The sequence below is a fragment of the Nostoc sp. genome (assembly GCF_036917615.1).
GTDB lineage: Bacteria > Cyanobacteriota > Cyanobacteriia > Cyanobacteriales > Nostocaceae > Nostoc.
In genome coordinates this window covers 154,743-170,418 of the sequence record NZ_JBALCZ010000027.1, presented here as the reverse complement: position 1 = coordinate 170,418, position 15,676 = coordinate 154,743, and the positions used below count along the sequence as shown (strand labels likewise).

The window sequence follows — 15,676 nt, the reverse complement described above, 5'->3', positions numbered from 1 at the left end:
GGGACAGCACTAATTACATTATCAAGGCGATAAAGCTGTAGCACCTCTGACTATAAAGAAAAAGGTACAAGCCCACTTCGGCGAGCGGGCAAGCTCAGTGCATCGCCTAAATTTATCGGACTAGCCCTTTCAAGGTGACTCGTAAAATCTCTTATTTTTTCTCAACGCTCTCTGTGACTCTGCGGTTTAAAAGTAATTTATTTAACCACAAAGGCACAGAGAAGCCAGTGCGCCCTTCTCCCAAGGGGAGACGCCAAGGGCGATGCGGTTCCCCGACTTGTACCCCTACGGAGATCTTGCTACGCGCAGCGTCTCCTGTCTTGAGAAGCAACTGGCGCGACACAGAGGTAAGAAGTTAAAAAGAGGTTTTTCGACTAACATTTTTACCCACCTTGAAAGGGCTAATTTATCGGACTTACGCACTGTACAAATTAACCATAATGTGGATTATGAAATTTCGTCGTTTCAGACCCTTCATATAACCCTAATTTACTCGCATATTTGCGACGCCGAATAGCCTGCGGCGGGACTGCAATAGACCTGATGATACATTATCTCATGGGTTCCATCTGGAGGAAAGCCAAAGTTATACATTTTCAAGTTATGCGAATTGTTTGGATTTGTCCTTTTGCGGATTCGCCTTGAGCAAACGGAGTTTTACGAGTTGCAAGCAGAACTTGAATATATTTGCTTTTACAATCTTCAGAAAATTTTGAATTAAGTAACAATTCATCAGACTGATTTGAGCCTGTCTGTTGGTGTATAGAATCTGAATATCTCTTAAGTAGTCCCTTATAACCAAGAAAAGCAAGTTCATTAATTAGGAGTTGACAAAATTCGCCCTCCAAATATCCTCCATGTACGTTGATATACCAGGGAAATTTAAAAAAGTACGCTCCACACAATTGAACATAGTCCCAAAAATTGAGAGCAGATTGTTTCTTGGAGAAACTGAGAATTCCTCTCTTTGATCTTTCTGTATCAGTGCAATCAGTATAATCAGTGCAATCAAAATATGTAAAAGAGTCTGCAATAGCCTTCTCGTGAAGTGGAACGTTATTATTCAGGCAATGTAAACTTTTACGCTCGTTTGAGGATGCTCGGATTTCCAGATATTCAGAAGGAGGAGCAGGGTTAGTAAAATCGGCATTCTGACAATTCACTATACCATAATCTTTTGGTAACGATTTTTTCTTATCAACAGTTACGTTACCTAATTTATACCCTCTATCCCTAGTTTTAGTCGGAAAACTAAAATAATTAGCAGCGGGTGAAGCCAAGCGTAATGCTAAATCAGCTTCGTTAGAAAATATATAGGCTTCTTCACAACGCTTCAACGAAGATTTAAGAAAATTAGCCCTAGAAGTTAAAATCGATTCCACAGGAATATCTGGTGCAACAAGCACCAATCTTCCTAGTTTAAATACATCACCAATTTTAGAAGAAGCTTTCTCATTAAGTGCCTGAGGGTCAAATACATCAGAGAGAATACGAATCGTCTGAGTTGCTACTTCACAACCTAAGCTATGAGCAATAAATGATACTTTTATTCTACTGTTTTCCCTATTTTTATTATTGGGATATTTATCTAATATTTCCTTTTGTAAATCTTGGAAGAATCTTACTAAATCTACTACACCATAATTACTAGCCCGAAAGCGATCGCGAGGGTAAGATGTCACACGAAGCATGATTAGTGCTAAAATTATACCGGTCAACAATACGAAGAAAACGATGACAAATATTAGCCACGGATAAGGATTTTTGACAAATAGACTGAAAATTGCACCAAACAACCAAGCAAAAAAAACCAATAATAATCCATTCGGGATGATGCGTAAAGAATCTGTTGCTTTTGCTATGTGTGTTATCCAAACTCCAAGCCCAGATGCAAGGAGAATAATTAACAGAGATTTGAAAATAAAATTCGATGCAGTATTTGTCCAGAGTGTTAATATAATAGCTATTAAACTAAATACAAGGGAAGTGATTAATATTCCCACAATTAAACTTGGTAGTGATTCTAAGGAATTTCCAGTTTGAACTAAAGGACTTTCAGTAGGCCAGCGATAGCCAATAAATACACAATTGCGATTGTCAGGTGTAAGTCCTGAATCTTGTGAATTTGCATATTTGCAGGCTTTATTATAGCGGTTTTTAGCATCTTCTTCAGAATTAGCATAGCCATGTATATGGAAGACTAATTCCGGTTGATCGCTATTAATGAGATACTCAGCAATTTTCTTTATATATACACTATCATTATGCTGTTGAGGTTCAGGTGGATCTTCAACATTAATAGTTGCAGTACTTTTTACATAATAGCCAGGTACTTTAGAATAAATACCTTTTTCAAGAACCTCAATGGTATATGCTGATTCTGGATTTGACATATATTTGAATATCTTCTTATGAAAACGAAAACAGTTATTTAGTGAGAATTAGCAGCTAGAAATTGCTTAAATATTACATTAAGTCGAATTAATTATAAAAATAAAATTTAAAAAAGTTAATTTATCTGGATAAAAAATATTTTTGAAATCGTATTTTTCCTTAGAGTATTGCTGGATTGGTAAAATTAATTGATAAAATTTCTTGGCAGATGAGGAAAATATTATAGAGATATACCCTAATAGTAAAGGGAGATATAGGACTCCGATTTTATTTATGAAAACATCCTGAGACTGAAAAGCCCGTTTGATCGCGGTTTGATCTGAAATCTCATTCAAAAATCAGATATGAGTCTTATATATAGGATGAGCAAGCCTAATTTTCATGCAATGAGTCAGAAAGAGTTACATGATTACGTTCTTGCTCATCGGGAAGATCAGTAAGCCTTCTACGCTTATGTGGATAAGCTGCATGTTGAAGGTAATTGGATTGAAATGCCACCGTTACAGTCATAACAGGATTTAGAAAATTATCATAAGTTCATTGAGCGTATTCGCAGCAGTTCTGAGCCAGGAGAAGGAGCAGTTTAACGCTGCATTCATTACATTTACAGCAGCTTTTGGGCTATCCTCAGTTTGGCCGATCGCGATCGCGGATTCCTCTGAATTTCCTCTTCTAATGCAATAATCGGCTTTTTTGTCAAGACTTTTAACAAAGGCGAATTTCTTAAACCATGCTTCACCGGGCGGTCTTCCAAACTGTGAAAACTGATAATCGCAATTCTGCCACCAGGGACAAGGGCATTTGGTGCTTTATCCAAAAAGGTTTCTAGGGATTTTAACTCATCATTGACGACAATTCGCAGAGCTTGAAAAACACGGGTAGCGGGGTGAATTCTCCCATAACGGTATTTCGGGGGAACTGAAGAAGCGATCGCATCAGCCAATTCAACAGTCGTATGCAACGGACGGCGTTCAACAATGCGACGAGCAATGCGCCGCGATAATCTCTCTTCACCGTACTTAAAGAAAATATCTGCTAAATCCGCTTCATCCCAATTATTAATCACATCAGCAGCAGTTAGCGATCGCCCTCGATCCATTCGCATATCCAAATTCGCAGCTTGGCGAAAGCTGAAACCCCTTTCTGCTTGATCTAAATGGTAAGAACTCACTCCCAAATCGGCTAAAATACCATCGAAAGTGTTGGGGGGAAACTCGTAGGCAGCAAAATTGCTATAAATAAATTGTACGCGAGCCTCCTTCTCCTGTCGGAGACGCTGCGCGAACGGAGGAGCTTCTCCTGACGGAGACGCTTCGCGAACGCTAACGCCATATTCAGCTAAATTCTTCTTTGCGGCTGCTAAAGCCTCCTCATCTTGGTCAACTGCCGTTACCCGCACATCCGCAGCAGATTCTAAGATCAGGCGACTGTGACCACCACCGCCTACTGTCACATCTAAATAATGCCCGCCCGGACGCACCGCCAAACCCTCAATTACCTGCCCACCTAAAACTGGCACATGAAAAAATTCCTGCGCCTCAACTCCCTGAAATCGAGCTTCCATATAATAATTGAAGAAGTGCAACAAAATTAAACATCAAGTAAAATCCCTCCTCTGTCACCCCTTCTCCAACATACCCCTGTATGGGCAATACATCTAGACGCCTCAAAGGCAGTTTTCCTGAGAGTATTGCTCCTGCAAGCTTGATTTTGGCTTGGCAGACTAGATAAATCGGGTCTGGTTGGCATCTTGGCGGTTCAATTCAAAATTTTGGCTTCGGCACGCTACACGAACACAACGGGAGAACACGAAATCTATGACCAGACTAGAAACCCGCACTGAACCGATGGTGCTAAACATGGGGCCACACCACCCCTCAATGCACGGGGTTCTGCGGCTAATCATGACTCTGGATGGCGAGGATGTCGTTGACTGTGAACCAGTCATCGGCTACCTGCACCGGGGAATGGAAAAAATTGCTGAGAACCGCACTAATGTAATGTACGTCCCTTACGTTAGTCGGTGGGACTACGCTGCGGGAATGTTCAACGAAGCCGTTACCGTCAACGCCCCAGAAAAGCTTGCAGGTGTCGCTGTCCCCAAACGCGCCAGCTACATCCGCGTCATCATGCTGGAGTTGAACCGCATCGCTAACCACTTGCTGTGGTTTGGCCCCTTCCTAGCTGACGTGGGCGCTCAAACTCCCTTCTTCTACCAGTTTCGGGAACGGGAGATGATTTATGATTTGTGGGAAGCCGCTACAGGCTATCGGATGGTGAATAATAACTACTTCCGCGTTGGTGGAGTAGCAGCCGATTTGCCCTATGGTTGGGTAGATAAGTGTCTGGAATTCTGCGACTACTTAATACCCAAAGTTGATGAGTACGAACGCTTAGTAACCGATAACCCTATCTTCCGGCGACGTGTTGAGGGTCTTGGCACTATCACCCGTGAAGAAGCAATTAACTGGGGACTTTCTGGCCCAATGTTACGCGCATCTGGCGTACAATGGGATCTGCGGAAAGTTGACCATTACGAATGCTACGACGATTTTGACTGGGATGTGCAGTGGGAAACTGCCGGTGATTGCTTTGCCCGTTACGTGGTGCGGATGCGGGAAATGCGCGAATCTGTAAAGATTATTCGCCAAGCAATTAAAGGACTTCCTGGCGGTCCTTACGAAAATCTGGAAGCCAAGCGTTTAGCAGCAGGTAAAAAATCAGAGTGGGACGCATTTGATTATCAATTCATCGGCAAAAAAGTTTCCCCCACTTTCAAGATTCCCAAGGGTGAAATCTACTCTCGTGTAGAAAGTGGCAAAGGTGAATTGGGAATTTATTTGGTTGGGGAGGATAATGTCTTCCCTGCACGATGGAAGATTCGCGCAGCAGATTTCAACAATCTCCAGATTGTCCCACATTTACTGCGCGGAATGAAGGTTGCAGATATTGTGGTCATTCTCGGCAGTGTTGACGTAATCATGGGTTCTGTGGATAGGTAGAAAATATCTATCCAAGTACTTTTTAGAGCAGTTGTATACAGTGCAACTGCTCTATTTTTTTCAAACCTCGTTTCCAGCCAGAGGCTGGAAATGCTCTTCAATTGCGGCTCTGCCGCTAGTCTTGAGGCGGAGCCTCTTATAGACATTCCCAGTCGGAGACTGGGAACAAGCAAGCTGGAAACGAGGTTTTAAAGAAGTTTTAGCTTAAGTTGACACCAATGAGCATTGCTGTGCCCCTACCATCTGTTACATCAAAACGAGAACTGCTATATATCAAGTCTAGTACCGCACCCTTCACTAATGAATCACGCCTACTCTGGCTGGAAAAATTTTTTACTCATATAACATAAATGATCTCTTTTTAAACGTTTTGAGTAATGCCCCGGATATTTGACAACATTGATTTACAACTGCTACCGATTTTGCGAGAAACTCTTAAAGTCTCTTATCGGGCAGATTTTTGCGTTGGCTACTTCAACCTCAGAGGTTGGCGAAAAATTGATGATTTAATCGAACAATATGTTGGTAGTGAAAAAGCTTGTTGCCGTCTGCTAATAGGGATGCAAAGTTTGCCCAGTGATGAAGTTCATGCAGCATTTACCCTTGTTAGTGGTGATGGACGCATTGATAACAGTAGCATTGTGCGATTTAAAAAACGCATGGCGGCAGAATTTCGCAAGCAGTTGACTATCGGTGCGCCGACTAATCAGGATGAAGCGGGGTTGCGGCGGTTAAGTCATCAGCTAAAAACTCAAAAACTAATTATTAAACTATTTCTGGGCCATCCCCTGCACGCCAAATTATATCTTGTGCATCGCCATGACCCCAACACTCCCACAGTGGGATTCTTGGGTAGCAGTAATTTAACCCTTCCAGGACTGGCGAAACAAGGGGAGTTGAATGTTGATATTTTAGATCACGATGCTTGCAATAAGCTGCAAAAGTGGTTTAGCGATCGCTGGCAAGATTACGGTTGTGTAGATATTTCCCAAGAATTGGCAGAAATTATCGATCAAAGCTGGGCGAGAGTTGAGTTAATCCCACCTTACTACATCTACCTGAAGATAGCTTACCACTTATCCCATGAAGCGATCGCTGGACTTTCAGAATTTCGCATCCCCCGCGAATTTAATAACTTATTTGATTTCCAAAAAGCCGCCGTGCAGCTAGCAGCACGTCATGTAACTAGGCGTGGCGGCGTGTTAGTGGGTGATGTGGTTGGTTTGGGTAAAACTTTAGTTGGAACCGCCCTTGCCAAGATATTACAAGAAGATTGTTTTTTAGAAACACTGATTATTTGCCCGAAAAACTTAGTGCCAATGTGGCAAGAATATGTAAATAACTATCGACTACTTGCCGAAGTTATGCCAATTAGTCAAGTACAAAATAAATTACCAAAACTCCGCCGTTACCGAGTTGTGTTAATTGATGAAAGTCACAACTTACGTAACCGCGAAGGTAAACGTTATCGAGCAATTACAGAATATATTGCAGCTAACGAAAGTAAATGTATTTTATTATCAGCTACTCCTTACAATAAGAGTTATCTTGACCTTTCTGCCCAACTCCGGCTATTTGTGCTAGAAGACGAAGATTTGGGATTAAGACCAGAAGCTTTAATTAATGAACTTGGTGGCAGTTCTGTAGGAGAATTAGAGTTTATTAGAAAGCACCAATGTTCAGTACGTTCTTTAGCTGCTTTTGAGAAAAGCGAACACCCTGATGACTGGCGAGAATTAATGAAGCGTTACATGGTGCGACGCACTCGCTCTTTTATTAAAGATAATTATGCTCATACAGATGAAACAGGGCGGAAATATTTAGAATTTTCTGATGGCAGACATTCTTATTTTCCCCAGCGTATACCTCGTAGTCTCAAGTTTCCCTTAGAAGGTTCTAACACAGACTTTTATTCTCGTCTTTACTCTGAGTTAGTCGTAGAAGTAATTAATCAACTTAATTTACCTCGTTATGGGCTAGGAAATTACGTTATTGCTAAACATAAAGAACCGCCTACAGACACCGAACAACGCTTTATTAATAGTTTATTTCGTGGTGGTAGGAGGTTAATGGGTTTTTCTCGCACTAATTTGTTTAAACGTTTAGAAAGTAGTGGTGTTGCTTTTATCCAATCAATTGAACGCCACATTTTACGGAACTTCATTTATTTATATGCCTTAGAGCAGGGGCTTGATATTCCGATTGGAACTCAGGAGGCTGAGTTATTAGATACAAGTAATAATGATGAAGATGCCGATTCTGTGGCAGCAGCTTTGTTTGATACAGAAACAGAAGATGATTCTACTGCTTCATTGCAAGTAGAGAGAGAAGTAACTCCTTTTTCTAATGAAGAAGAGAAGGTATCTAAAACAGAAAAAGTCTTTCGTCAAAGAGCAGAGTCAATTTACCAAGAATATACAACTCGATATCAACGACGATTTAAGTGGTTGCGTTTTACACTTTTTGACATTAAAAAACTGAAACGGGATTTATTAGAAGATGCCAAAGCACTTATTAATGTCCTGCAACAGTGTGGCGAGTGGAATCCTCAAAAGGATGAAAAACTTGCTGCTTTAATCAAACTGTTAACAATAACTCACCCCCAGGATAAAGTACTAATTTTTACCCAGTTTGCCGATACAGTCCGCTACCTTACAGACAATTTGCAGTCAAGTCATATTATTAAAGTAGCTGGGGTAACAGGTCAATCTCAAGACCCTACAGTAATCACAGGAAGATTTAGCCCTGTGAGTAATGGAAAACGGGAGCAAATTTCATTATCAGATGAGTTACGTATTTTAATAGCCACAGATGTTTTGAGTGAAGGTCATAATTTGCAAGACTGTGCAATTATCGTGAATTGGGATTTACCTTGGGCAATTATTCGCTTAATTCAACGCGCCGGACGAGTAGACCGCATTGGACAAAATGCTGACCAAATTCTCTGTTATTCTTTTTTACCAGCCGAGGGAGTAGAACGGATTATTAATTTGCGGGGACGACTCCGCAAACGACTGCAAGAAAATGCTGAAGTGGTAGGAACTGATGAAGCATTTTTTGAAGATGATGATGCACGAGTAATTCTCGACCTCTACAACGAGAAATCTGGAGTTTTAGATGGGGAAGAAGATACAGAAGTTGACTTGACCTCAGAAGCGTTTCAAATTTGGAAAAAAGCCACTGATGGTAATCCGGGCTTGAAAAAAACGATTGAGGAAATGCAAAATGTGGTTTATTCTACCCGCGCCCATACTCCGCAACCTGTGCAACACGGCAGTTCCTACAACGCGGGAGACCCGCGCAACGGACTGCCTCCAGAGGGGGTATTGCTTTATATGAAAACCACTGAAGGGAATGATTCTTTAATTTATGTTGACCGCGATGGTAACAGCGTTACTCAATCACAATTAGCGGTTCTTCGAGTGGCGGCGTGTGAAGAATCTACCCCAGCAATACCCAGAGATAAACAGCATCACGAGTTAGTTAAAAAGGGTGCTGAATTGATTGCTGAAGAAGAGAAAAATGCAGGCGGTCAATTGGGACGACCATCAGGTGCAAGGTTTCGCACTTATGAACGACTGAAGAGTTATGTTCAACAGATGAAAGGAACAGTATTTGTCAGCGAAGAACTTTTAAAAGCAATTGATGAAATTTACCGTTATCCTTTGCGACAATCAGCCATTGATACTCTCAACCGTCAACTGAGAAGCGGTATTAATAATCAGCAGTTAGCTGAATTAGTAGTGGCGCTACGGATGGATGACCGTCTGTGTATTGTGAGAGAAGAATTGGAAAAGCGAGAACCTGAGATTATTTGTTCTCTAGGATTATTTCAGGAGTAAGAATTAGAAACCAATACATTTCGGTTAAGCATTTTTTCTTCTCTCTGCTCTCTGTGTCCTCTGCGCCTCTGCGGTTCGTTAAAAAAACTTACTTAACGCCGTGTGCAACTTTACTCTCAAACCTAACCCCCAACCCCTTCCCTACTAGCGTTAGGGAGAAAAAATAAAAGCCTCTCCCCGAAACGGAGAGAGGTTTTCACCATAAGCAACTGGCGTGCAAATCACCTTCGCCCTGGCTTTTGCTTGCGGAAAACACCCAAATGAGAAAGTAAACTGGGGTTTGAGTAAGTCAAATGCCTTTTTGCTTGCGGAAAACACCAAAATGAATAAGTCAAATGCCTTTTTGCTTGCTGAATCTACCGAAATGAGAAAGCAAACTGGGGTTTGAGAAAGCAATATGCATTTTTGCTTGCTAAATCTACCGAAATCAGAAAGCAATCAGGCATTTTGAGAAAGCAATCAAGCATTTTGAGAAAGCATTTAAGTATTTTAAGAAAGTATTTAAGTATTTTAAGAAAGCAATTAGGCATTTTGATAAAGTAATCAGCGAATATACCTGGCGATTAAAAATCACGCCTGCCCAAACAGAGCCAACGCTTCAGTAGTATCTCTCAACCGTAATGAAGCATAAAGGATTTATAAAGTATAAAAAGCATGGTTAAAATTTAGCTTGTATAAAGAGAGTTTCTTCAAGTCCGCCAGCGCAGACTTAATTTTTATCGCTCCAGATTTATTTTGTGAGTTGCAAGTTTACCATGCTTGGCTTTTCTTTCCCAAGCTATTTACGGTAAATTATGTCGCTTAATTTTCAACGAACACGCGATTTACTCTCTAATTTCCAATTCAGTGATTTATTCATAGAAGAATTAGGTTGGTCTAAACCTACAAGACAAAAAGCTATAACCTTAAAGATTGATAATAAGACATATCAATACCAGAAAATTGCTGAACTTTCAGGTGTTGCAATCTTTGAAATCACTGCGACAGATGGGAAAATACCAGAGGCTAAAGTTAGAGTTACTATTCATCAAGAAATTACTAAGCTAATAAATGAAAATCTCCTAATTTTTATTACCGAAGAACGCACACGTAGTCTTTGGTATTGGGTTAAACGAGAAGGAAGTAAAAGCTACGTCCGTGATCATTTATATGTGAAAGGTCAACCAGGAGACTTATTTTTAAGTAAGCTTGGTTCTTTAGTTATTGATATTACTGAATTAGAACATGGGGAACCGACTGTTGTCGAAATTGCCTATAAGCTACAACACGGGTTTGATGTTGAGCCAGTAACTAAGAAGTTTTACAAATAATTTCAAGAGCAACACCAGAAGTTTTTGCTGTTTGTTAAAGGAATTGATAATGAGACAGATAGACGTTGGTACACATCAGTAATTCTCAACCGTCTGATGTTTGTTTATTTTCTCCAGCGTAAGGGTTTTATTGATAATGAGGATTTAAACTATCTGCAAAATAAGCTTGAACAAAGCAAACAAAAAGGTGAAAATCATTTTTATGGTGAATTTCTCAAGGCTTTATTTTTTGAAAGCTTTGCTAAACCTGAGTTTGAACGCAATTTATCTGTACAAGAATTGGTAGGTAAAGTTAAATACCTGAATGGTGGACTATTTCTCAAGCATCATATTGAAGATAAATATGATATTTCTATAGTTGATGAGGCGTTTGAGCAAGTTTTAGATTTATTCGGGCGTTATTCTTGGAATCTGGATGATACGCCGGAAGGTAAAGACGATGAGATAAACCCCGATGTTTTAGGATATATTTTTGAAAAGTACATTAATCAAAAGGCTTTTGGAGCATATTATACAAGACCGCAGATTACAGAATATCTTTGTGACAGAACTATCCACAAGTTAATTGTAGACCGCGTAAATGATGCGCTATCTGATAAGGATAGGCGATTTGAGGATATCAATGAACTTCTGATCAAGCTGGATACAAATGTTTGTCATCTACTAATGGAAGATATTCTTCGTAATTTATCAATTCTTGACCCAGCTTGCGGTTCGGGTGCTTTTCTTGTCGCGGCGATGAAGACGCTCATCCAAGTTTACAGTGCGGTGTTCGGGACAATTAAATTGATGGGTGATGGTACTCTCAAAAAGAACCTTGAAGATATAGAAAATTCTCATCCATCACTACCTTATTTTATCAAGAAGCGTATTGTTTCTGATAATCTCTATGGTATAGACATCATGGAGGAAGCAACAGAAATTGCTAAATTACGCCTTTTCTTAGCTTTAGTTTCTTCTGCTCACGATGTTAAAGAGTTAGAACCATTGCCTAATATTGATTTTAATATTATGGCTGGTAATTCGTTAATTGGCTTAATTCGGGTAGATGAAACAGCGTTTGATGCAGTCGGAAATTCCCTACAAGGGAATCTATTACAGTCTTTAGCCGCAGATAATTATAAGAAAATTCTTGAAGAAAAGAATAAATCTCTTGATTTGTACAAAAAACACGCTTTTTTACCTAAAGCATTACCTGATACAGATACACCTCAAGATACTCGATTGATACACCTTCGCAAAAATATTGAACAACTCAACAAAAAATCGCAAGAAAAGTTAAATGTTTTGCTATTGGATGAGTTTAGTAAGCGTTTGGGTATCAAGTATGAGGAAGTTCAATTAACTGGAAAATCACAGAAGCGTGTTTTGAAGGTTGAGGATATTGCAGCTTTGAAGCCGTTTCACTGGGGTTATCACTTTGACAAGGTTTTAGAACGCGGCGGTTTTGATGCGATTATCACTAATCCGCCGTGGGAAATATTTAAGCCACAAGCTAAAGAGTTCTTCGCACAGCATAATGAACTGGTGACAAAGAACAAGATGGATATCAAGGATTTTGAGAAAGAACAGAGTAAACTATTACAAAATCCAATAATTGCAAGTACTTGGTTAGATTATCAAAGTCAATATCCTTATGTCAGCGCTTATTATCGTTCATCAGAACAGTATAAAAATCAGATTACAGAACGCGCTAAACTCCGCGCCGAACTCGATGGAATGGTAGCACACCTTTATGGCTTAACTGAAGATGAATTTAGCTACATCCTCACAACATTTCCGATTGTTAATGCAACCGTTAAAGAAGCAGCATTAGAAGCTTACCGTACCTTTACCCCAATGTTTGGAAAATCAGAAAAATTAGCATTAATTTAGTAAGGTAAGAGTAATAAACTCAAATTGATATCTACTGCACCTTTAAATTTGCCGCCAAACAAACAAGATAAAGCAATGGAACATGAAATCGTAAAAACCATTGCTGCCTTTTTAAATACTAATGGCGCAAGCATGAAGGTTTTTAACCATGTTAGCTGATTGGTAGGACGGGTAAAGGCTGATATTGAATTAAAGCCAATCCAGCCTTGTCATGAAGATTTTCTCCGCAATTTGCAGATTCCCACCAACTTGGTTGTACCAATTTTGATATTTAGAGGACTATGGGGATTGTTCGTAGCACATCACTGTTAAGGGCGTAATTATTAGGTCGCCATCAGATATGGAAATGATGCAAATAGGGGCACAAATAGCAACAGATCGTAACATTCTGGATTAAGCTACTGTGTATTCAAATCGCATACAGTGAAGTAGCAAAGATCCTCGCTAGTACTGATTTTTCTAATAAGGAGAAATAACTGTGAAATTTGGTTACACGCTCATCTGGGTAGACGATGTAGTTAAAACCGTTGAGTTTTACGAAAAAGCCTTTGGTCTAGTTCGTCGCACTCTCCAGGATAAGGGGCAATCTATCTGGGCTGAAATCGAAACCGGAAACACCACACTAGCTTTCTCCTCCAGTAGCGAGGCACATAAATTATTTCCTGGCGGCTTCCATCCCAACGACGCCACACAACCACCGACATTAATCCAGATATCATTTATCACACCTGATGTTGGCAGCGCTTATATGAGAGCGATCGGGGCAGGCGCAAAAACACTAGATGCCCCTAAAACTCAGCCTGGGGGACACACTATTGCTCGTGTCCGCGATCCTAATGGCGTGCTTGTGTCGTTGGTGAGTGGCTAGTACAGGTCGGCGGAAGTCAAAAGTCAAAAGTCAAAAGCCAAAAGAATTGTATTCCAAGCTCTTACGCCATTTGAAATGGTATGTTTATTTCCGCCGTGTTGTACTAGGTAATCGAATTTCCTTGGACGCGATTAATTGGGCTGACGTTGGCATAGCCCGTCGTAGACATCGCGATCGCTTGGGCGAAAATCAATACTTAAGAAACCATTTACAAAATAAATCAAAAGTTAGGGTGTGTTACGGCTTTAGCCTAACGCACCGTGTTATGTAGCGCTGTGTTAGGCGCTTTAATTATATTGAAATATGCGCTGAAATATGGGGAGAATTGCTGCATAAATTCTTTACCAACGTCCGATAAGTTAACACAGGTTCCCATCAGGGATACCTGATTTCATTTTTCCATTCTGGAATAGCCAATAGGCTTTACTATCAACAGGACTTTCATCATGACACAAGAAATAATTCGTGAAGCACCTGCTTCTGAAACCTTAGAAGGTCAACAGGCAAACGCATTCTTCTACGCCTCTGCGCCTAATGATCCTATTCTCAATGTCAATAACATTCAAGGCAACATTCTAGGTGGGTTCAATAAAGATTACCAGGCCCTCTTGTTCCTTGAAATTGAAAATCCAAATGCCTTCAAGCAGTGGCTTGAGTTACAGATCGACTTCATTGCCACCGCCTCAGAAGTGATAGCCTTCAACCGCCTATTTAAGTCCAGCAAAGAACGACGAGGCCGCGAAGGCGCTGTTAAGGCAACCTGGGTCAATATCGCTTTCTCCTTTGAGGGGCTGAAGAAACTAACCAATGATGCCGATGCATTCACAGATACATCCTTTAAAGCTGGGCTAGCAGCACGCGCTGTTGATTTGAACGACCCGGTGGACAAGGATGGCAAGCCTATTGGCTGGGTTGTGGGTGGGCCGGATAATGGCAAAGTTGATGTAGTTTTCATTATTGCCAGCGACGAACGCGCGGACTTGCTAGCAGAAGTCTCGCGCATCTTAGAAAGCATTGTGGCATTTAGAGACGATCAAGGCAAACTTAAGAGCAGCGGAGCCAGAATTACCTTCTTGGAAGAGGGAGCCAACTTACCCGCACCCCTGTCTGGACATGAACATTTCGGCAACAAGGATGGAATATCACAACCTGGTATTCGTGGCAGGGTTTCTGATAATCCTAAAGACCTTCTTACTCCTCGGCAGAATTCAGAGAACCCAAACCAGGGCAAACCAGGACAGGATGTTCTGTGGCCAGGAGAGTTTGTTTTTGGCTATGAGGGTCAAAACAATGAGGCTAAAACGTTGGAAGATAGCAAAGGTGAGGTTGTGTCGGCAGGACTAAGACTAGACTGGGCGAATGATGGCTCTTACCTTGTATTCCGCCGATTGCGTCAAGATGTGTATAAGTTCCACAAGTTTTTAAACGATACTGCTGCCTACCTGAACATCGACCCTCCAAAGGTGAGCGCAAAGCTGATTGGTCGCTGGCCTAGTGGCGCTCCCACTGTCCGCACGCCCGAAAAAGATGCCCCAAGTTTGGGTGATAATGACGATGCCAATAATGATTTTGAATTTAACGGTGATGATCTACCCAAGAATCATTTCTTCAAAAACGATGTAGTTCCACCTTCTGACGATGCAACGGGTCTGCGTTGCCCGTTTATTGCCCATACCCGCAAGACTTATCCACGTAATGACAAAACACCAGGAGGTGGAGATCCTGGCCCCGAAGAGATTGACCGCAGTGAAGTGACCACTCAAACACACCGCTTGCTCCGTCGCGGCATTCCTTATGGCCCGGTGTCTCCTTCAACGCCGAACAATCCGCTACCAGACCCGAACTTTGTTGATCGTGGTCTGCACTTTTTGGCTTATCAGACCTCAATTGAAGACCAGTTTGAGTTTGTAACCAAGTTATGGGTTAACAATCCAGACTTCAGTGAACCGGCGGCTACCAATCACAAGGTTGACGGTAAACTACCCCTTGGTCACGATCCAATTATTGGTCAAAGTGAAAATAACAAACCAAATGGCGATCGCACACGCGAGTTCTTTATCCACCTTGAGGATGACCAAGGTCAACCTCGAACTAAGAAGTTGACTGCACCTGAAGACTGGGTGATTCCTACTGGTGGCGGCTACTTCTTTGCACCGTCGATTTCTGCTTTGAAGGATGTATTGACAAAGTAAGGATTTGATGTATCTAGTAGATACTAAACCATTTTGTGGCGTTGCATTGGTGGGCGATCGCATGGAACTGCAAACTTCTCAAGTTTTGTCTGTCAATGAATGCCAGCGCTCATAGCACAGTGGTCGATATTATGGGGTTTGTAGACCGTTAGGGTAATTATGAATTATGAATTTTGTTTTGCATCATTCATAA

The 15,676-nt window shown here is 41.1% G+C and carries 12 protein-coding genes; 10 read left to right on the top strand and 2 right to left on the bottom strand.

Translation table 11 applies throughout. The features are described from left to right. Positions 1-596: 596 nt before the first annotated feature. Positions 597-2,393, bottom strand: a complete 1,797-nt coding sequence (locus V7K85_RS10270) for an alpha/beta hydrolase (protein WP_334813260.1) — start codon at positions 2,391-2,393, stop codon at positions 597-599. A 345-nt stretch (positions 2,394-2,738) separates the two neighbouring features. On the opposite strand from V7K85_RS10270, the gene V7K85_RS36450 reads away from it, so the two are divergent. Beyond that, a complete protein-coding gene (locus V7K85_RS36450) occupies positions 2,739-2,834 on the top strand; it encodes a DUF6887 family protein (RefSeq protein WP_442940569.1) in 96 nt (31 codons plus the stop codon). Between the two features lie 164 nt (positions 2,835-2,998). On the opposite strand, the gene rsmH is transcribed toward V7K85_RS36450, so the two are convergent. Further along, on the bottom strand, positions 2,999-3,958 hold the full coding sequence (gene rsmH / locus V7K85_RS10265; protein WP_334813258.1) for a 16S rRNA (cytosine(1402)-N(4))-methyltransferase RsmH: 960 nt from the start codon (positions 3,956-3,958) through the stop codon (positions 2,999-3,001). A 253-nt stretch (positions 3,959-4,211) separates the two neighbouring features. Here rsmH and V7K85_RS10260 point away from each other — a divergent pair, with 253 nt between their 5' ends. The 9 genes from V7K85_RS10260 to V7K85_RS10220 all read left to right on the top strand — a co-directional run bounded on the left by V7K85_RS10260 (position 4,212) and on the right by V7K85_RS10220 (position 15,483). Next, a complete protein-coding gene (locus tag V7K85_RS10260; protein ID WP_334813256.1) occupies positions 4,212-5,396 on the top strand; it encodes an NAD(P)H-quinone oxidoreductase subunit H in 1,185 nt (394 codons plus the stop codon). Positions 5,397-5,773: 377 nt separating this feature from the next. Further along, positions 5,774-9,238: a helicase-related protein gene (locus V7K85_RS10255; protein WP_334813254.1), complete on the top strand. Its 3,465-nt coding sequence runs from the start codon at positions 5,774-5,776 to the stop codon at positions 9,236-9,238. A 214-nt stretch (positions 9,239-9,452) separates the two neighbouring features. Continuing rightward, the gene (locus tag V7K85_RS10250) at positions 9,453-9,626 is read left to right on the top strand and encodes a hypothetical protein (protein ID WP_334813252.1); all 174 of its coding nucleotides are present in this window, start codon (positions 9,453-9,455) and stop codon (positions 9,624-9,626) included. A 406-nt stretch (positions 9,627-10,032) separates the two neighbouring features. Beyond that, positions 10,033-10,548 (top strand): hypothetical protein, encoded by a 516-nt coding sequence (locus V7K85_RS10245; protein ID WP_334813250.1) that lies wholly within the window; start codon positions 10,033-10,035, stop codon positions 10,546-10,548. A gap of 24 nt (positions 10,549-10,572) precedes the next feature. Next, a complete protein-coding gene (locus V7K85_RS10240; RefSeq protein ID WP_334813248.1) occupies positions 10,573-12,423 on the top strand; it encodes an Eco57I restriction-modification methylase domain-containing protein in 1,851 nt (616 codons plus the stop codon). Positions 12,424-12,582: 159 nt separating this feature from the next. Then, positions 12,583-12,735, top strand: a complete 153-nt coding sequence (locus V7K85_RS10235) for a GAF domain-containing protein (RefSeq protein WP_334813246.1) — start codon at positions 12,583-12,585, stop codon at positions 12,733-12,735. A gap of 166 nt (positions 12,736-12,901) precedes the next feature. Continuing rightward, positions 12,902-13,291, top strand: a complete 390-nt coding sequence (locus tag V7K85_RS10230; protein ID WP_334813244.1) for a VOC family protein — start codon at positions 12,902-12,904, stop codon at positions 13,289-13,291. Next, complete coding sequence (locus tag V7K85_RS10225; RefSeq protein WP_334813242.1) at positions 13,284-13,562, top strand: hypothetical protein; 279 nt, start codon at positions 13,284-13,286, stop codon at positions 13,560-13,562. Before V7K85_RS10230 ends, V7K85_RS10225 begins: the two co-directional genes overlap by 8 nt. Positions 13,563-13,737: 175 nt before the next feature. Then, positions 13,738-15,483 carry a Dyp-type peroxidase gene (locus tag V7K85_RS10220; RefSeq protein WP_334813240.1) on the top strand — a complete coding sequence of 582 codons (1,746 nt, stop codon included), beginning with the start codon at positions 13,738-13,740 and terminating at the stop codon, positions 15,481-15,483. Positions 15,484-15,676 lie beyond the last annotated feature (193 nt).